The following is an 18480-nucleotide window of genomic DNA, read 5'->3' as shown; positions in this document are numbered from 1 at the left end:
GGGCAGAATTAACCTTGCCCCGGCAACACGATAAGTGCAAAAACTACAGCAAACCTCAACACACAGCCCTACTTTCACTCCACATCCGTCAACGCATCACACCGCGATATCAACAACCCATTAAGTTTCATCAGCAACGTTCAAGCGTTCACCTTTGCTCTACGCCTGCAACCTGACCCGGTAACAGGCTCACCATCCGCAATGATTAATGCGACTCGGTCTGCATAAACCCCTTCGAATCGAAATGACCAAAATCCAGACCATACATGCCGGCGATGGGAATAATCGACTCAAAGATGCGTTCAACGTTGGGGTGCTGCCTGGCTACCGATTCGTCAGGTAACTCGTTAGCCATCTGCCCAAACAGGCGAGTAAACCAGTTGCTCATCATCTTCTCCCAATGGATTGTGCGTTCTGTGACTACAGATTTACCCGATTGCGTAAAAGAACGGAAATAAGGATATCTGCATCCGTTATGCGGTGAGCAGATATGGCCTTAATAAACAATTCCCTGAGGATTCACCGTCGAATGAGCAATAGCTTCATCCTGTTCTCCCCAACGTTGCAGCACCTGTTGATACTGCCCACCCGCAATGGTGCCCTCCAGCGCGGTTTGTAACGCCGGGGCTAACCCGTTGCCCTTTTTCGTGGTTACCGCCACCCAGGCACGGAAGGGGCCGTTTCCCACCAGCCTGGTTTGCCCCCTTGATGCCACTTTCCACGCGGCGATAGAGTGCGGCCCAAACATTGCGTCAGCCCGCCCAGATAGCAGCGAAAGCGTGGCAGAGGCATCATCCGTCAGGTAGATCGGCTCTACCGGCGCTAACCCCTTTTCACGGTTCTCCTTGTCCCAACTGAGCAAAATCCTTTCCTGATTAGTGCCGGAAGCCACGATGATCTTCTTACCCGCCACATCCTTCGGCGAAGCTATCGAGGCAATCGGGCTGTTCACCTTCACCGAAAACGCATGGTTATCAGAGCGATAGGTAGCAAAGTCAAACTTCTTCTTTCGCTCTTCGGTGACCGCAATATTAAACATCGCCAGATCATAGCGCCCCGCCGCAATCCCTAACGGCCAGTCTTCCCACGATGCTGGCACCAGCTTCAGTTTCAGCCCCAGGCTGTCGGCTAATAATCTGGCAATGTCCGGGTCACTGCCAATCCGCGTTTTATTGTCCGAGGCCAGCAACGCCAGCGGCGGTGAATTGGTGGCTGATGTGGCCACCGTTAAGTAACCCGGCTCGATAAAGTGAAAACCAGCGGGGATTTTTTTTATCGCCTCTGGGTTGGCAGGCGCATTAATCGGCGTTTCGTTTTTCAACACGTCCAGCTTTTCAGCCGCTGAAACACTGAAACTGCTCAGCCATAAAGCGCCGGTCAGCGAAGCGGCAATGATTGAGCAGGCCGTAGGCGCATTTCCGTTGATCATAAGATCCCTTTTTTACAGTACACGGGCCAGGAAGCGGCGCGTTCGTTCATGACGGGCATTGTTCAGCACCTGCGTGCTGCTGCCCTGCTCGATGATTTTCCCCTCGTCCATGAACACCACATGATCCGCCACTTCCCGGGCGAAGCCGATTTCATGGGTGACAATCACCAGCGTGGTGCCAGACCTCGCCAGTTTCTTGATCACGTCCAGCACTTCGCTGACCAGTTCAGGATCCAGTGCAGAAGTAGGTTCATCGAACAGCATGACGCGCGGATTGAGCATCAACGCGCGGGCAATAGCGACTCGCTGCTGTTGCCCGCCGGAGAGATGGCGCGGCCAGGCATCGGCTTTATGCCGCAAGCCAACAATGTCCAGCAGTTCGCCTGCGCGGGTTATGGCATCGCGTTTGGACAGCTGACGATGGGCCACTGGCGCTTCAATCAAGTTCTCCAGCACGGTCAGATGAGGAAACAAATTGAAGTTCTGGAACACGTAACCGACGTTGATACGCTGGCGAAGGATCGCCTTCTCCTTCAGTTCATACAGCTTGTTACCCCGTTGCTGATAACCAATGTAGTCTCCATCAATGCGGATAAAGCCCTCGTCTACCCGTTCAAGATGGTTGATCGATCGCAATAATGTGGATTTGCCTGACCCCGAAGGGCCGAGGATCACCGTGACCGAACCGGGGTCCAGTTCCAGCGAGACAGCATTCAACGCTTTATGCTGCCCAAAGCTTTTGCTGACACCGGTAATACTGATCGCTCCGGTGGCATTTGCCTGGCGATAATCAATGGCTTCTGACATGCACGATCTCCTCTGACGGGGTAAGTGGCGTGACGCGGGTGCGCCATTGACGCCAGCGCGAAGGTTTCGGTTCCCGGGTAACGCTGCGCGCCAGCCAGCTTTCCACGTGATGTTGGATCACTGACAGGACGGTGGTGATAATCAGATACCAGGCGGCGCCTACCATCAGCAGCGGGATCACTTCCTGGTTGCGGTTGTAAATCATCTGGATGGTGTAGAACAGTTCCGGCATTGCCAGCACGTAAACCATCGCGGTGCCCTTCGCCAGGCTGATAATTTCATTAAAAGCCGTGGGAATGATGGCGCGTAAAGCCTGCGGCAAAATGATGCGGAAGGTGCGGCGAAACGCCGATAATCCCAGCGCGGAAGCCGCTTCATGCTGGCCATAATCCACCCCGAGAAAGCCGCCACGAATGATTTCTGCGCTGTAAGCAGCCTGCACCAGCGTCAGGCCAATAATCGCCGCAGGGAACTGACCGAGCACATTAATGGTCTGGAAATGCCCCCAGGATAACCCGGTAAACGGCACGCCTATTGACAGCGTTTCGTACAGATACGAGAAGTTATAGAGGATGATCAACACCACGATCAGGGGCAGCGAACGAAACAGCCAGATATAGCCCCAGGCCAGGCTGCTCAGCAACCAGGAGGAAGAGAGCCTGGCCAGCGCCAGTAAGCCGCCTAAAGCCAGGCTAAAGATCGTGCCCAACAGCGTGAGTAGCAGCGTTTGTCCCACTCCGTGCAGGATCACCGGATCAAAGAACCAGCGGGCAAACACGCCCCATTCCCAACGGGGATTGAAGGCCACCGATTGCACCACGCTGGCAAGAATAAACAGGGCGATGACCGCCCCAATAATGCGGCCAGGGTAACGCGCTGGCACCACGTCTAACTGCTGTTCCTTTTCCATGTTCACTCCTTAACTGGCTTTAGCGATGTGGTCAGCATCCACCACTTTGATAAAACGCAGGCGACCGTCATGAGGCGGCTGGCTGTAACGTTCCAGATCGCCACTCAGATCGAACTGCGGCACATAACCGTGGCCGCTATACAGCCGGACGGCTTCAGGCTGACGAAACCCCGTAGTCAGGAAAAATCGCTGATAGCCCGCCAAAATGGCGCGCCGCTCAAGCTCCTTCACCACAGTCAGCGCCAGCCCCTGACGGCGCAGATCGCTGCGCGTCCAGATACGTTTAAGCTCAGCGGTCTGCTGGTCATAAGGCTTATAAGCGCCCATCGCGATGATGTCGCCTTCCTCTTCCAGCACGATAAACAGCCCCTGCGGCGGCAAATACCATTCGGTTAACTCCACCTCTTTTGCCCGGGCGAAGTAATCGCCGTAGCGCGCGGCATATTCCCCAAACAAGCCAGCCAGGATCGGTTGCAGTTCAGGGGCTTCCGGCGACAGGTCACGAAAGTGTCTGTGGCTCATTTTTGGCTCCTCAGTCGCCCAATCCCGGCGGGTTGATTTCAGAATGGTCGATGGCTTCCACACCTTCTCCCCAGCGGTTCAGGACTTTTTGATAGTCGCCGTTCTGCATCACGCCGTTCAGGGCAATGCTCACTGGATCGACCAGGCCACTGCCTTTTTTCAGCGTCACCGCGATATGCGCCGCTTTCGGCCAGCCGCCATCCACACTGCCAACCAGTCGCGTTTTGCCGGTCAGTGCGGCTTTCCACGCGCCAATCACGTTAGGGCCGAAATAGGCATCAGCCCTTCCCGATTGCAGTGCCAGCGTCTGGGCTGCGTCATCTTTGGAATACACCGGCGTGAACGGCTTCAGCCCTTTCGCCTGATTCTCTTTATCCCAGGCCAACAGAATGGCTTCCTGATTGGTGCCTGAACCCACGATAATCCGCAGGCCAGCAATGTCTTCCGCTTGGGTCAGAGACTTAATCTGGCTGCTGGTTTTCACATAAAAGCCCAGCGAGTCTTTTCGGTAAGTAGCGAAATCAAATTTCTCTTTACGCTCTTTGGTGACGGTAATATTGGTGATCGCCGCATCATATTTGCCAGAGGCCACGCCCAGCGGCCAGTCTTCCCAGGAAGTGGGCACCACGTTGAGCTTCAGGCCCAGGCTGTCTGCAACCAGTCGGGCAATGTCGACCTCGCTGCCGAGCAGGGTTTTGTTGTCGTCAGAGAACACAGTAAGTGGCGGTGAATTCAGTGCGGCTACCGCGACAGTGAATGAACCCGGAACCGCTGGGCGGAATCCGGCAGGTAAGGCCGAAACCGCCTGCGGATTCTTCGCTGTATTGACTGGCGTTTTATTGGCTTCAAGGCTGACGCGTTGACCGTTTACCGCCACATTGGTGGTATCCGCAAAGCTGCTGCCGCTGGCGGCCAGTAACAGCAAAGCGAGGAGTGTTTTCGTTTTCTGCATAGCAAGGGCTCTTATTATTTGGCGAACTGATTAAGGGGATTTTTCAGCGCGAAGCTGTCACGCAAGGTTTTGCCTGGATACTCACTTCGTGACAGGCCTCTTGCCTGCAGGATCGGTACAACACGATCGACAAAGCGTTCAAAAGTATCCGGTGTCCCGCCGTTGATGATGAAGCCATCAGCCGCTTTGCTTTCGAACCACAGATGCAAACCGTCTGCGACCTGTTCTGGCGTGCCATGGAACAGCGGACGAGGCGTGGCGGCTTCCAGTGCGGCCTGGCGCAAAGTGTGTCCGTGCTGACGGGCTTTCTGTTTGATTTCATCGGTGGTGCTGCGGAAGCTGTTCTGACCAATATCACCCAGTTCCGGGAACGGCTCATCCAGCGGGTACTGCGAGAAGTCATGGTGGTCGAAGAAGCGGCCCAGATAGTTCAGCGCATCTTTGATGGAAACCAGCGCGGCCGTGGCCTGATATTGGTCTTCAACATCCTGCGCATCGTTACCGACAATCACGCTGACGCCCTGGAAGATATGCAACTCTTCCGGCTGGCGGCCGTTCTGCACCACCTGATTTTTCACATCGCGGTAAAAAGCCTGCGCTTCTTCACGCGTGGGTTGATGGGTGAAAATGGCGTCGGCATGGCGAGCGGCCAGTTTGCGGCCATCTTCAGACGCACCGGCCTGGAAGATGACCGGGCGTCCCTGCGGTGTGCGTTCAATGTTCAGTGGGCCCTGTACCTGGAAGAAATCACCGTGGTGATTCGGCGTGTGCAATTTCTGCGGATCAAAGAACTGACCGCTCTCTTTATTGCGCACAAACGCGCCTTCTTCCCAGGAATCCCACAGCCCTTTGACCACCTGCAAATATTCGTCAGCGATGCGGTAACGCAGCGCATGTTCCGGGTGCTGCTGGCGGGAAAAGTTTTTGGCCGATCCTTCTAATGGCGAAGTCACCACATTCCAGCCAGCACGACCGCCACTCAGGTGATCAAGGCTGGCAAACTGGCGGGCAACGGTAAAAGGTTCACTGTAAGAAGTGGACACCGTACCCACTAACCCCAGATGTTCGGTAGCACCCGCCAGGGCGGACAACAAGGTCAAAGGTTCAAAGCGGTTCAGGAAATGCGGAATCGATTTTTCGTTGATAAACAGACCATCGGCGACAAACAGGAAATCCAGTTTGCCCTGCTCCGCTTTACGGGCGATTTTTTTGGCGTACTCAATGTTGATGCTCGCATCGGCCTGAGCCGCCGGATGGCGCCATGCCGACATGTTTCCCGACGCGCCATGCAGAATAGTGCCCAATCGAAGTTGTCTTGTGGTCATGAGGGTTTCCCTTTTAGTGAGTTTCGCTCAGCGGCGTGGAGTGTGCTGTATTGAGGTGCTGAACCGCCTGCTGCGCCAGTTGAGCAAAATAGTGTGAGGCCGGGGCAATGGACGCTTCGTCAGGATTGAAGCTGCCGTGATGCAGGCCATAGTCACTGGCACTGCCGATGCTGACAAAGGCGCCGGGCACCTTTTGCAGGTAGAAAGCGAAGTCTTCGCCCCCAAGATGCAGATCGGCATTCAGCACCCGATACCCTACAGACTGAGCCACTTCAAGGCTGAATTGAGCCCAGTCAGCATCGTTCACCAGTACCGGTGGACCGGGATGCCAGCTCAGCGTGGCTTCAGCTCCGCTCGCCAGCGCATAACTCTCCACCAACTGGCGGACTCTGGCTTCCAGTTCGGCCCGGACGGTGAGATCGTGCGTACGGGCAGTGCCGCCAAATTCCACGCCAGCAGGCAGCACGTTCCATGTTTTCCCGCCGTCAATGCGCGTAATGCTCAGCACCAGGCTGTCGAGGGTGTTGAAGCTGCGGCTGGTAAGTGCTTGTAGCCCCTGGATGATCTGGCTGGCGACCACAATGGCATCGACACCTTGTTCAGGATGCGCAGCGTGAGCACCCTTGCCTTTTACCCGGATAATAAATTTGTCGGCATTGGCATAAAACGCGCCGCTACGGGTGGCAAACGTGCCCACTGGCAATCCTGGCTCATTATGCATACCAAAGATCGCCTGCACGCCGTCCAGCAAACCAGCGGCAATGAGCTGCTTCGCCCCCACGGCAATCTCTTCAGCAGGTTGAAACAGGAGGCGAACACGGCCTTGCAGCTGCTTTTCATTTGCCTTCAGTTCAAGTGCCGCACCCAACATCACCGCACTGTGCAGATCGTGGCCGCAGGCGTGCATTACGCCAGATTCCCGCGAGTGAAAACGGACGCCACTGGTTTCAAAAATCGGTAACGCATCAATATCTGCACGCAGCGCAATCAGCGTTTCACCTTCGCCAATTTCAGCCACAACTCCGGTTTCCAGCGGCGTGTCCAGCAACCTGATGCCAGCCTTCTGCAACCATTCACGTAGTCGTCGGGTAGTTTCAAACTCTTTGCCGGACAGTTCCGGCCAGGTATGCAACTCGCGACGCCATTCAATCAGCTGTGCTTCATTATTTGGCTTCAAGGTAAACCTCCGCTTCAGGCCGCAATCAGATGATGGGTAGCCAGCAGTTCCAGCGAGTGTCGTCTCGCTGCAGCATCGACGATTGGTGTATCGATAATGAATTCATCAATGCCGAAGTTCTGATGCAACGCCTCAAACTGCGCGTGAACCTGCGCGGCGGTACCTTTCAGCAATGAAGGGGTTCGCGGTTCGATCAGGTAATCTTTAAAACCGCCCTGCCGCACATAGCGCTCCGCCTGCTCAAGGCTGGCAACATTCACCGCTGGACCGTTCTTAACCTGGACATGGAACTGCTTCAGGCCGGAAACCAGCAGCTCGGCCTGCGCCGGAGAATCAGCCGCGACCACCTGAACGGCCACCAACGCTTTTTCTCCTTTACTCAAGCGCGTATAAGTCGCAAGGGAGTTTTCCAGCTGCTTTCTGTCGCCGTTGATATGGGCTGCGAAGACAAACTGCCAGTGAAGCTCAGCAGCCAGGCGCGCACTCTCTTCACTCGCCCCTAACAGGAACCGGCTGGCCGGTTTTAAGGGGATTGGCGTGGCGTTCAGCGCTTCTTCATCGAATTCATCAGTCAGTGCAGGAGGCTGCAACCAGCTGTCGAGCAGGCTCACTTGATCGGCAAAGCTGCCCTTTTCGTCCGCATGAATGCCCTGCTGTAACGCATGGGTTGAAAGCGGTAAACCACCAGGCGCTTTACCTACGCCAAGATCAATTCGACCCGGTGCCAGTGAAGCCAGTAAATTAAAGTTCTCAGCCACTTTATAAGGGCTGTAATGCTGCAACATTACGCCGCCAGACCCGACACGAATATGTCTGGTCTGGGCAATAATCCAGGCAATTAATACCTCCGGAGAAGGACTCGCAAGGCTTGACGTATTATGGTGTTCAGCCAGCCAGAAACGGTGATAGCCCCAGGCTTCCGCCTGCTGAGCCAGTTTCAGCGTGCGCTGTAAGGCTGCGCCCGGTGTCTCTCCCGGTGCAACCGGCGATTTATCTAACAGACTCAATCGATATGCCATTCACCTGTTCCTTATTACTCTCTATTTGAACCGAGTGTGGAGTGGCAACGCTAATAGGTAAAACAACAAATAGTGAAATATGAAGTGATAAAATGGCAATAGAGAGTATTCGGGCTTTTTATGGCAGGGAATAAATTATAAAGCCCTCTGGCTGAGGGCTTCGGAAGGGGTATTTTATTTTTCAGCTAAGCTTTGACCAAATAGAGATTTACCGTTGGAACCGGTTGTGTTCACTTTCACACTCAGATCGAAGCCAGATAGCCGCCGTCGATATAAATGACCTGCCCGGTAATATAGCGGGCCGCATCGGAGCTGAGAAAAATGCCGGCACCGACCAGATCGTCCAGTTCACCGAATCGCCCTAACGGGATCTTCTCCAGCATGCGTTCGCACCACTGCCGGTCTTGATAAAACTCAGCGGTGAGATCGGTGCTAAAATAACCCGGCCCAATGGCGTTGACGCGAATATTCTTGCTGGCCCATTCGCTGCTGAGCGCGCGAGTTAAGCCAAGTAATCCCGATTTGGAGGCACCATAAGCTGCCGCGCCCGGTACGCCAACTTCACTGGTTAGCGAGCAGAGATTGATGATCGATCCGCCGCCGCGCTGCTGCATCTGGCGTGCAGCGGCCTGTGCGGTAAAAAAGGCCCCTTTCAGATTGGTGTCGATAATCCGCTGCCATAGCGCTTCATCTACCTCCAGTGACGGGCACAGCTGTTCGGTCCCGGCATTATTGATCACGATATCTGGCGAGATCTTCGTGAACAGCCGTTCAATGTCTCCTTGTTGGGTAACATCGACCACTTCTGCACGGGCGCTGGGATCAATCTTGTGCAGGCTGTCCAGCGCAAGAGCCAACGAGTTGGCATCGCGGCCAGTGATAGTCACCTGCGCGCCGGCTTCACTCAGCCCAAGCGCCAGCGCGTGACCAATACCACGACTGCCGCCAGTGACCAAAGCCTGTTTACCCGTAAGAGAAAAACGTTGCAGCGCACTGTTCATGGCACCACCACCGATTTAAGGTAAGGACTGAGCCCGGCTATCAACATCTGGTAAGTTGCAGGAACCTCATCCAGCCCGATAACTGGCGCGGTCAGCGTGGCCAACTGGTCTGCCAGCTCAGGCAGCAGCGATAATGCCTGTCGCTGCTCATCACGGAATACGCTGCAACCGACCAGGCCGATTTCACGTTCCACCAGCTGGTTAAAATCGATCTCACTTTGATGATGAAACAGCCCGACCAGCGCAATACGCCCGCCCGCTTCAATGCCCTCAATCAGCTGCTGCATGACAGCGCCAATGCCCGTGGCTTCAACGGCAAAGTCAAATTCAGCTGGCGGTTGTAACGGGATCAAGGCGGCCAGACGCTGATAACGTGAGGCGTTTGGCTCAACCAGCTGAACCTGACATTTGGCTACATGGTGAAGCAGCAAGGCAACCAGTCCGCCAATGGTGCCACCACCCGCAACGCGAACCGATGAGCCCGCTGGCGCGTTAAGCTGATTAACCACCCTCAAGGCAACGCCAAGCGGTTCGCTCAGGACGGCGATTTCCGCAGGTAAGTCAGAGGGCACTTTCATCAGTCCGCGTGCAGGTAAAACCGTCTGTTCGGCAAAGCCGCCGTCACAGACCTCCCCCACAAAACCCAACGAGCGGCACAAGTTGTATTTTTTGCTCAGGCAAGCAGGGCACTCCCCGCACCAGGAGCGGGAATCGGCCACCACGCGATCGCCAATGGCGAAGCCGCTAACCTCAGACCCAACCGCGATAACTTCTCCGCACAGCTCGTGCCCAGGCGTCACCGGCAGCTGAGCTAGCCACTTGCCAGTGCGAAAGTTATGCAGATCCGATCCGCAAATGCCAGCCGCCAGGATCTTCAGATGAAGCTGATCCGCTGCTGGCGTTGGAACGGGAATATTTTCAACCTGAAGCTTACCGACACCGTATAAACGCACCGCTTTCATATTCGCTCCTCACACCAGTTTTTGCAGCCAGCGGTTGAACAGATCCTCACCTTCACTGCCCAACATCACCGCTATGGCCAGCCCAAGAGATGCACTCTCTGGCGTGTGCCCGCTTCCGCCTCCAGGGCGCAGATTCAGCACCAGCGTTGGGCAGCAAAACAGCGCCAGGCGGACGATACGCTGCCAGTTGGCAGGCAACCAGCCTTCCGCCTTAAGGGCCGCAAGCATCGGTTGCCAGTAGCGTTCGCCCTTACTTTGCAGAAAAGCTTCACGCAGTGGCGTCAGCTGCCAGTTATGGGTAACTGACAGGGTGTCACCTTCTCGCCTGACGCTGACCTGATAGCGATCGACCACTTCAGCAGGTTCATACAGCCAGCTGGGATGGGCAAAGATATTGTGGAAAGTCGCTTTGATTTCGGCGATCAGCGCCGGGATATCCTTTCCGGCAAAGGCCGGATCGAAACTGATCAACTCAGGCTGTTCACCCTGAGTATCAAACCAGACGTTAGCGTTGTGAGCATCGCCATGAGCCACCACCACGCCCTGCATCGCCAGTGCGTTCGGCGCTAAAACAGTACCTGCCTCGAGAAAAAGTTGCCGCAAAGTGTGCGGATAGCGAACGCCGTTGATCTCCCAGTGCAGATTACTCAGCGTTTGCCAGCTGAGCGTTTCACCCGCCAGAGCGAATTCCTTGCCGACATAAAACTGCTCTACCCGACCGCCGAGCCCGGCTGGCACATTGGGGGAAACCAGGCGATGCCAGAAGAGCTGATGAATTGGCTCGGCCACTACGTCAGCAACGCTGCCACGCCGCAAGGTCGGTAATGTCTTCTGCAAAATAGCGCTGTCAGCACGCTGTTGAGCCTTAACCACAGGCTCGATAAGATCCCAGGCCTGGGCAGTTTCAATTTCGCGGCAAACATCGGCCAGCCGTTTATCTTCGCGGATGGTATAAAGCAGGATCTGTCTGCCCGGCTCACCGCAGGCAAACACCGGGACATCGACAGCAAACCCATATTCACGCAGCAGTTCAGCACGGTAATACTCTTCAATGGTGTGATCTTCCCCCTCTTCGTGGTGATATTTGAAGAAAAGGGTGCGATCGTCGGCGAGCGTGACGCGGCCATTTAACGAGTTCAGGCTGTACTGATCGCGGTTAATGGTCAGGTCTGTCGCCTGACAACCGGTGATCTCAGCAATCAGCTGGCGCAATTTCTCCTGTGCCTGTTGCCACTCACCAGCGCGAGCCAGGGTACGCGCCTGCGCCGCCAGCGGTTCGCGGAGGAGTTCAGTCATTGCCATCCCCTTTTATCAGGCGGGTACGCAGGTCAGAAACGGCCAGGGCATGCCCCGGAAAACCTTCATATTCCGCAAAGCGTTTGGCTTTTACCGCCAGCGCGTCATAGCCCGCTTCGGTGACATACCCCACCGAAATGCGCTTCATATAATCAAACACCGACAGCGGACCCGCGGTTTTCGCTGCGCCATTGGTTGGCAGGACGGCGTTTGGGCCAAGCACAAAGTTCCCCAGAGTAATGGGCGTATGTTTGCCCAGCAGAATTTCGCCCGCATTACGGATCTGCGTCATCACCGCCATCGGCTCTTTAGCCAAAATTTCCAGATGCTCCGGCGCATACTGGTTCACAAATTCTACCGCCGTGGCGAAATCTTTGGTCAGCACCACACCGCCATGGGTGCCGCACAGGACGGCCTGGGAAAATTCAGCACGCTTTTCGCTAAGCTGCGCCCAGTATCCCGGCAACGCGGCGATAGCCTGCTCGGCAACACGGCGGCTGGAGGTCACCAGATAGGCTGAAGAATCCGGCCCGTGCTCTGATTCAATAATCAGATCCAGCGCCGCCAGCGCCCCGTCAACGCTGTCATCTGTGAGGATGATGCTTTCGCTTGGTCCGGCTGGAACGCCCGGATCCAGAAGATGGGTCAGCTGACGTTTTGCCGCCACCACCCACGGACTGCCGGGACCGACGATTTTCAGGCATTTCGGCACGGTTTCGGTGCCGTAAGCCACCGCTGCCACACCTTGTGCGCCGCCACATTTATAGATTTCGCTAATGCCTACCAGCCTGGCGGCGACCAGTGTGGCATCGTCAACCTTACCGTCCGGGCCTGGCGGCGTAATCACGATGGCATGGGGAACCCCCGCAACCACAGCCGGGATAGTCGTCATAATCAGCACGCTTGGGAAAGAGCCTTTGCCTCGCGGCACGTAACAAGCCACTGCATCTATCGGCACGTGGCGATCGCCGGCAAACGCACCCGGCTGCATCTCTTTCAGCCACATCTCTTCCGGCTTTTGCGCTTCATGGAAGGCACGCACGTTTTCTACCGAAAAGCGGATTGACTCGATCACTTCTGGATCCATTCGAGCAAAGGCTTCATCAAACTCCGACGCTTCGGCACGCAGTGAAAATGTGTCGGGCTGCACGCCATCAAATTCGCGCGCAAAACGGATCAAGGCGGCATCGCCCTCTTCTTTTACCGCCGCAATAATCGGCGTGACGCGCTCGCTAAAAAAGGAGAGGTCAGATTCAGTCCGTTTAAATAGCTCGGCTGGCAGGATTTCGGTGGTGCTGAGGTCGTGAAAAGTGACTGACATCGTGGATCCCCTTTAGTGATTGGCCAATTCAGGCTGATGAATACGTTCAAGCACGCGGTGTTGCAGATCGATAAAGTCAGCATCACGGCTCAGACTCGCCAGCCGTGGACGCGGCAGCGGAACGGCAAAAGTGGTGTCAATCACGCCTGGCCCCATCACCACAATGCGATCGGAAAGCCAGACGGCTTCTTCAATATCATGCGTCACGAACATCACCGTCAGGCGGTGCTGCTCCCAGATTTCAATCAGCAACTGCTGCATCTGGTGGCGCGTCATGGCATCCAGCGCGCCAAAGGGCTCGTCCATCAGCAGTATTTTTGGCCGGTAAGAGAGCGCACGGGCAATCGCCACGCGTTGTTTCATGCCGCCGGAAAGCTCGCCCGGCCAGCGGTCAGCCGAGTTACCCAACTTCACCAGTTCAAGATGTTGCTGCGCAATATCACGGCACTGTTTAGCTGGCGTTCCCGCTGCTTTCAAGGCGAACTCGATGTTCTGCCGCGCGGTCAGCCAGGGCAGCAAGGTGTAGGATTGAAACACCACCCCGCGATCCAGACCGGGTCCGGTAATCGACTCGCCATCTACCAGCACATCACCGCTGTCGAACTCTTCCAGCCCGGCGGCAATCGACAGTAAGGTGCTTTTGCCGCAGCCAGACGAACCTACAATTGACACGAATTCGTTATCGTTCAGCGTGAGATCGATGCCGTGCAGCACGCGACGTCGCGTTTTGCCCATCGCAAAGCTTTTATCCAGATTCTGTAGCGTTAACGTAGCCATCAGGCGCTTCTCCGGTTGTAGCGGAACAGGACGCGCTCGGCAGCCCGCATCAGTTGATCGGTAATCAGCCCTAACAGCCCCAGTAGCAGGATGTAGCCGATGATGGTGTCGGTCTGGAAGTAGCGTTGGGAAACCACGATGCGGTAACCCAGACCTGAAGTGGAGGCCACCAGTTCGGCGAGGATCAGCCAGGTCCATGCCCAACCCAGGCTGATGCGCAGCGCATCCCAGATGGCTGGCAGCGCGGCAGGCAGAACAATACGCAGCAGGATTTTGTGGTCCGGCATTCCAAGCGTACGGCCCAGACCGATAAAGTCGACCGGCACCCGCTTGACCGCATCAATCATCATCAGCGCCTGCTGGAAGAAGGTGCCGATCCAGATCACCAGAAATTTCTGGATATCATCGGTGCCGGTCCAGAGAATGGTCAGCGGCACAAACGCCACCACCGGCATATAGCGGATAAAATCGACCAGCGGTTCGACAATCGCCTTGAACAAGCCATAACAGCCAGCCAGTACGCCGATGACAATCGACATCACTGAAGAGATCAAAAAGGCGATGACGATGCGATAAAGACTGCTCTGTACGTCGCTCCATAGGGTACCGTTGCTGGCAAGCGTGACCATGCGATGCCAGACATTGCCCAGGCTTGGCAGGAAGATAGCCGGAATAGCGCCGTTACGCGTTGCCAGCCACCAGCTCAACAGCAAAATGGCAAACACCGCGATGCCGATAGAGACAAACTGCGTGCGGGTCGGCGCTTTACCGATGGTCAGCAGGGTCATGCGCCGCCGCCGGGGTTTACCGGGCGGCACTGCGCCCTCCAGTTTTAATGAACTCATAACGCCTCCAGACTGCTCCCCACCGCGTGAGGAGCCTTAACCCGTTATTTTGCGTTGACGAAACTGGCGTCGATCACTTGTTCCGGCGTGACCGGCTGCTGCACGATGCCGGCCTCTGTCGCCGCTTTCAGCACATGAGGGAAGGTTTTGTTGGTGAAGTCTTTGCCCAGCAAGGCTCTGTTTTCCGCCAGGGAGTAATACTTCACGCCATCAAAAGCGGTCTTTAAATCTTCCGGCGTGGCGCCCACGGCCTTAGCGATCACATCACGATCGGCCTGAGTGTTGGCCTGATAATGGGCAACGGCCGCATCCCAGGTTTTGATCAGCGCAGCAATCTGGCCCGGGCGGTTTTTGATCACCTCATCACGTACCACCAGCACATCGCTGATCAGGCCAGGATCGGAGGCACCGCTGTAGAGCATTTTCAGGCTTGGGTCACCTTTCATCGCTACGGTCAGATAAGGTTCGTACGTCACCGCCACCGGCACGCGTTTTGCGATCAGGGCGCTTCCGGCCGTGGCTGCAGGCATCGGCACCGGCTTGATATCGCGGAAAGACAGCCCGGCAGAAGCCAGCGCGCTGTGCAGCAGGATGTCGCTGGTGGTTCCCTCTTCGAAAGCCACCTGCTTACCTTTCAAGTCCTTCAATGTCTTCACGTCACCGGAAACCAGCATCGCGTCAGCGGTCTGGCTTTGATCGAGCAGTAACACCACTTTCACCGGCAGCCCGGCGGCAATCATCCCCATCGCAGTGTGGGTGGCAATATTTGCTGCATCTATCTGGCCGCTGGCAAGCGCGGCGTTAATGTCTTTATCTTCAGCAAAGTTGATGACATCAACCTTCTCCAGACCGTTCTTTTTATACAGATCGTTGGCCGTGGCCACATGCCATTGACCGTAACCGAGCCAGGGTTCAACGCCCATTTTCAACGTACCCGCTTCCGGCGCAGTGGCTGCATAACTGCAGGCGGAAGCCAGCACGGTCAAACTGAAGGCCAGAGCAACGGAATTTTTCAACACGCGCGGTGACAGCATAGTGATTTCCTTCTGATGAAAGTGAGGGGTGACGGTAATGTAGAATCCTGTATATACAAGCCAATGCAAGAGCTATGCCAACCAAAAAAGGGAGATGCGGCGGGGTTCTGCTAAATCACTGCACAATAAGAGTTCATTTTTTCAGCACATTGCACCAGCATAGCTCAAAAATCCTCCACAGTATTTGTCAGGATAATCAGCAGAAAAAACACGCAATAACGTCTAAAGAGTGATCCTCTGGTTCAGAACTATTCTTGATGTACGCCTACTGCTTCATCGCAGTGCGTGTTGCCAAGATTTCTCTCTGCACCACCTGACGGGGAGGTTTGCAGGTCTCTGGCATGGAGATTGCTTAGTTGTATAGACAGGACTGTACCGTGGCGATACGCTCAGCCGGTTGGCTGCAAAGTGAATAAACCGCGTCTTCTCGCTGCTTTGAGGAAATTAGGATGATTTTGAATTTGGACGATCTGCGCCAGCAGGCAAAACGCGTGTTGCCTGCCTTCGCGTTTAACTATGTGGATGGCGGTGCGGAAGATGAACAAACCCTGCTCTACAATCGGGCCGTTTTTGCCCGCTGGCAGTTCGTGCCGCCGGTATTGCAGGATTCAAGCCAGCGCGAGTTGAGCGTCACGCTGAGTGATGAACTCTGTACCGCTCCCCTGCTAATCGCCCCTACTGGCTATAACGGCATGCTGCGTTATCAGGCAGACCTTTCGCTGGCGCGTGCGGCACGTAAGCAGGGAATTCCCTGGATCCAAAGCACGGTGTCTACCGCTTCGATGGAGAGCATTGCGGCTGACGGTCAGGGGCATCACTGGTTTCAGCTCTATGTGTTAAAAGATCGTCAGATCACCACGGACTTATTGAAGCGCGCCCATCAAGCCGGTTGTCGCACGCTGGTGGTCTCGGTGGATGCGGTACATTTTGGCAATCGCGAGCGCGATAAACGCCATTACCGCCGACCGATGAAACTCTCATTGCCCAGCCTGCTGAATGTGGCCACTAAGCCGGGTTGGCTCTGGCGCACCCTGCGACCTGAAGGTATGCCTGGGTTTGGTAATTTACAGCCTTATACGCCGCCAGAGTTTCAGCGTGGGGCCGGGGGAGCCAGCTATTTTTCCCAGCAGATGGACAGCGCACTGAGTTGGGAGACGTTACGTTGGGTACGTGAACAGTGGCAAGGAACGCTGCTGGTGAAAGGCGTGCTGACGGTGAGCGACGCGCAACAGGCCATAGAGCTGGGTGCGCAAGGCGTAGTGCTGTCGAATCATGGTGGCCGTCAGTTAGATGGCACCGTCAGCCCGATGGAGATGTTGCCTGAGATCCGCGCGGCACTGGGCAGTGAGGCCACGATCCTGATCGACAGCGGTTTCAGACGCGGTACAGATGTGGTGAAGGCGCTGGCGTTGGGCGCTAACGCCGTCTTGCTGGGCCGCCCGATGCTCTACGCAGTGGCAAGTTACGGTCAGGCTGGCGTGGAGCAGGCGCTGGCCATAATGCACAGCGAGATTGACCGGACGCTGGCCCAACTTGGCTGTCGGAGTCTGAAGGATCTGGGCCCGCACCTGCTTCGCAAGGTGTGAGGCTGCTTTCCGTTCTGATGTGAATAGACTTTACTGTCCTGCCACAGTGCTTTGTCTCAATCCTGAAGGCTGCAAGCGCGATACAAGCGGTCAAAGTCCCCTTCTTCCGCAGCAGAGAACAGCATCCTTGCCGCTGGCACGTTGGGTTCATTGTACCGAGTACCTGGTCCAGACCTCAGCTGCCCTGCTTAACCGGACGACGATCGCCACCGATAGTTTCGCCAAAAGGTCCGGTGTTAATGGTGCGCTGGCGTTTCTCTTCATTGCTCGCCAGTGGCAGCAACGGCATAACCAGTTCGGCAAAGCGGTGTGCTTCTTCCAGATGCGGATAGCCGGAGAAGATAAAGTTTTTGATGCCTAATGCCTGATATTCACGAATACGTTCCGCAACCTGCTGCGGATTGCCTACTAACGCAGTTCCGGCACCGCCGCGAACCAAACCGACGCCTGCCCATAAGTTCGGCGCGATGCGTAAACCGTCTTTCGATCCGCCATGCAGCGCACTCATGCGGGCCTGGCCGGTTGAATCCATGCGGGAGAAAATTTTCTGCGCGGCGGCGATCGTCTCTTCGTCCAGATGGGCGATCAGCTTGTCGGCAGCGGCCCAGGCTTCTTCTTCAGTTTCCCGTACGATGACGTGCAGGCGAATGCCGTAATCCAGCGTGCGGCCTCGCTCTTCTGCCCTTTGACGAACTACGGCGATTTTCTCCGCTACCTGCTCTAACGGTTCTCCCCAGGTCAGATAGGTGTCGATCTGGTTTACCGCCACCTCCAGCGCCTCTTCAGAGGATCCGCCGAAGTACAGCGGAGGACCATTCTTCTGAACAGGAGGAAACAGCACTTCAGCCCCCTCCACACGGATATGCTCGCCCTGATAATCCACCTTTTCGCCCTTCAACAGGCGGGAATAGACGTCGAGGAATTCGCGGGTGACCTGATAACGCTCGGCGTGGCTAAGGAAGATGCCATCGCCCTTGTTTTCTACCGGGTCGCCGCCGGTCACCACGTTAATCAGCAGACGGCCTTCAGACAGGCGATCCAGCGTGGCGGCCATGCGGGCGGCCAGAGTGGGTGGCTGTAAGCCGGGACGCACGGCGACCAGATAACGCAGCCGTTTAGTGATCGGTGCCAGCGCCGAAGCCACTAACCATGAATCCTCGCAGCTTTTGCCAGTGGGGATCAGCACGCCGTAATACCCCAGGTTATCGGCGGCTAACGCCACCTGCTGCAGGTAAGGCAAATCAACCGCTCTTCCTCCTTCCGTTGTCCCCAGATAACGGCCGTCACCGTGGGTCGGTAAAAACCAAAATACGTTGAGATTGTCCTGCGCTGAGTCACTCATTAGTCGGCTCCTATATAACAGTATATTAATTTATTATAAGTATTGATCAAATCTGGTTATAAACAACCTAGCAGCAAAGAGGCACGTTTCAACATGCGTTTTTCTGCATAGAACAGCAGTTTTCATCATTAAGCCGTTACGGGGTGGTTTGCTATGTTGCTGAAACACCGATTTA

The 18480-nt window shown here is 55.7% G+C and carries 18 protein-coding genes; 1 reads left to right on the top strand and 17 read right to left on the bottom strand.

What is annotated here, in order from left to right; all coding sequences use genetic code 11:
• Nucleotides 1–205 precede the first annotated feature (205 nt).
• The 16 genes from WCC56_RS10505 to WCC56_RS10430 form a co-directional block, all read right to left on the bottom strand.
• Nucleotides 206–388 (bottom strand): hypothetical protein, encoded by a 183-nt coding sequence (locus WCC56_RS10505; protein ID WP_424692317.1) that lies wholly within the window; start codon nucleotides 386–388, stop codon nucleotides 206–208.
• Nucleotides 389–496: 108 nt separating this feature from the next.
• Nucleotides 497–1429, bottom strand: a complete 933-nt coding sequence (locus WCC56_RS10500; RefSeq protein ID WP_424692316.1) for an ABC transporter substrate-binding protein — start codon at nucleotides 1427–1429, stop codon at nucleotides 497–499.
• Between the two features lie 12 nt (nucleotides 1430–1441).
• Nucleotides 1442–2236 carry an amino acid ABC transporter ATP-binding protein gene (locus tag WCC56_RS10495; protein ID WP_424692315.1) on the bottom strand — a complete coding sequence of 265 codons (795 nt, stop codon included), beginning with the start codon at nucleotides 2234–2236 and terminating at the stop codon, nucleotides 1442–1444.
• Nucleotides 2220–3146, bottom strand: coding sequence for an amino acid ABC transporter permease (locus WCC56_RS10490; protein WP_424692314.1), 927 nt, complete (start codon nucleotides 3144–3146; stop codon nucleotides 2220–2222). Before WCC56_RS10490 ends, WCC56_RS10495 begins: the two co-directional genes overlap by 17 nt.
• Nucleotides 3147–3155: 9 nt before the next feature.
• A complete protein-coding gene (locus WCC56_RS10485) occupies nucleotides 3156–3668 on the bottom strand; it encodes a GNAT family N-acetyltransferase (protein ID WP_424692313.1) in 513 nt (170 codons plus the stop codon).
• Nucleotides 3669–3678: 10 nt separating this feature from the next.
• Nucleotides 3679–4620, bottom strand: coding sequence for an ABC transporter substrate-binding protein (locus WCC56_RS10480; RefSeq protein ID WP_424692312.1), 942 nt, complete (start codon nucleotides 4618–4620; stop codon nucleotides 3679–3681).
• Between the two features lie 14 nt (nucleotides 4621–4634).
• Nucleotides 4635–5945, bottom strand: coding sequence for an LLM class flavin-dependent oxidoreductase (locus WCC56_RS10475; RefSeq protein ID WP_424692311.1), 1311 nt, complete (start codon nucleotides 5943–5945; stop codon nucleotides 4635–4637).
• Between the two features lie 13 nt (nucleotides 5946–5958).
• Nucleotides 5959–7122 (bottom strand): amidohydrolase, encoded by a 1164-nt coding sequence (locus WCC56_RS10470; protein ID WP_424692310.1) that lies wholly within the window; start codon nucleotides 7120–7122, stop codon nucleotides 5959–5961.
• Between the two features lie 14 nt (nucleotides 7123–7136).
• The gene (locus WCC56_RS10465; RefSeq protein WP_424692309.1) at nucleotides 7137–8141 is read right to left on the bottom strand and encodes an MsnO8 family LLM class oxidoreductase; all 1005 of its coding nucleotides are present in this window, start codon (nucleotides 8139–8141) and stop codon (nucleotides 7137–7139) included.
• Between the two features lie 242 nt (nucleotides 8142–8383).
• Nucleotides 8384–9142 carry an SDR family NAD(P)-dependent oxidoreductase gene (locus tag WCC56_RS10460; protein ID WP_424692308.1) on the bottom strand — a complete coding sequence of 253 codons (759 nt, stop codon included), beginning with the start codon at nucleotides 9140–9142 and terminating at the stop codon, nucleotides 8384–8386.
• Nucleotides 9139–10104 carry a zinc-dependent alcohol dehydrogenase gene (locus WCC56_RS10455; RefSeq protein ID WP_424692307.1) on the bottom strand — a complete coding sequence of 322 codons (966 nt, stop codon included), beginning with the start codon at nucleotides 10102–10104 and terminating at the stop codon, nucleotides 9139–9141. Before WCC56_RS10455 ends, WCC56_RS10460 begins: the two co-directional genes overlap by 4 nt.
• Before the next feature lie 9 nt (nucleotides 10105–10113).
• The gene (locus tag WCC56_RS10450) at nucleotides 10114–11400 is read right to left on the bottom strand and encodes a hypothetical protein (RefSeq protein WP_424692306.1); all 1287 of its coding nucleotides are present in this window, start codon (nucleotides 11398–11400) and stop codon (nucleotides 10114–10116) included.
• Nucleotides 11393–12721: a histidinol dehydrogenase gene (hisD, locus tag WCC56_RS10445; protein ID WP_424692305.1), complete on the bottom strand. Its 1329-nt coding sequence runs from the start codon at nucleotides 12719–12721 to the stop codon at nucleotides 11393–11395. Before hisD ends, WCC56_RS10450 begins: the two co-directional genes overlap by 8 nt.
• Nucleotides 12722–12733: 12 nt before the next feature.
• A complete protein-coding gene (locus tag WCC56_RS10440; RefSeq protein ID WP_424692304.1) occupies nucleotides 12734–13498 on the bottom strand; it encodes an ABC transporter ATP-binding protein in 765 nt (254 codons plus the stop codon).
• Nucleotides 13498–14343, bottom strand: a complete 846-nt coding sequence (locus WCC56_RS10435) for an ABC transporter permease (RefSeq protein ID WP_424692303.1) — start codon at nucleotides 14341–14343, stop codon at nucleotides 13498–13500. Before WCC56_RS10435 ends, WCC56_RS10440 begins: the two co-directional genes overlap by 1 nt.
• A gap of 44 nt (nucleotides 14344–14387) precedes the next feature.
• A complete protein-coding gene (locus WCC56_RS10430; protein WP_424692302.1) occupies nucleotides 14388–15377 on the bottom strand; it encodes an ABC transporter substrate-binding protein in 990 nt (329 codons plus the stop codon).
• Nucleotides 15378–15826: 449 nt separating this feature from the next.
• Between WCC56_RS10430 and WCC56_RS10425 the strand changes: the two genes are divergently transcribed.
• Nucleotides 15827–16963: an alpha-hydroxy acid oxidase gene (locus tag WCC56_RS10425; protein ID WP_424692301.1), complete on the top strand. Its 1137-nt coding sequence runs from the start codon at nucleotides 15827–15829 to the stop codon at nucleotides 16961–16963.
• Between the two features lie 175 nt (nucleotides 16964–17138).
• Here the strand turns inward: WCC56_RS10425 and ssuD are convergent, their stop codons facing one another.
• Nucleotides 17139–18305, bottom strand: coding sequence for an FMNH2-dependent alkanesulfonate monooxygenase (ssuD, locus tag WCC56_RS10420; protein WP_424692300.1), 1167 nt, complete (start codon nucleotides 18303–18305; stop codon nucleotides 17139–17141).
• Between the last annotated feature and the right edge of the window lie 175 nt (nucleotides 18306–18480).

The organism is Erwinia sp., assembly GCF_049696395.1.
Lineage (GTDB): Bacteria > Pseudomonadota > Gammaproteobacteria > Enterobacterales > Enterobacteriaceae > Erwinia.
Note: the sequence above shows the minus strand (reverse complement) of the source record. Positions and strands in the feature narration are given on the sequence as shown.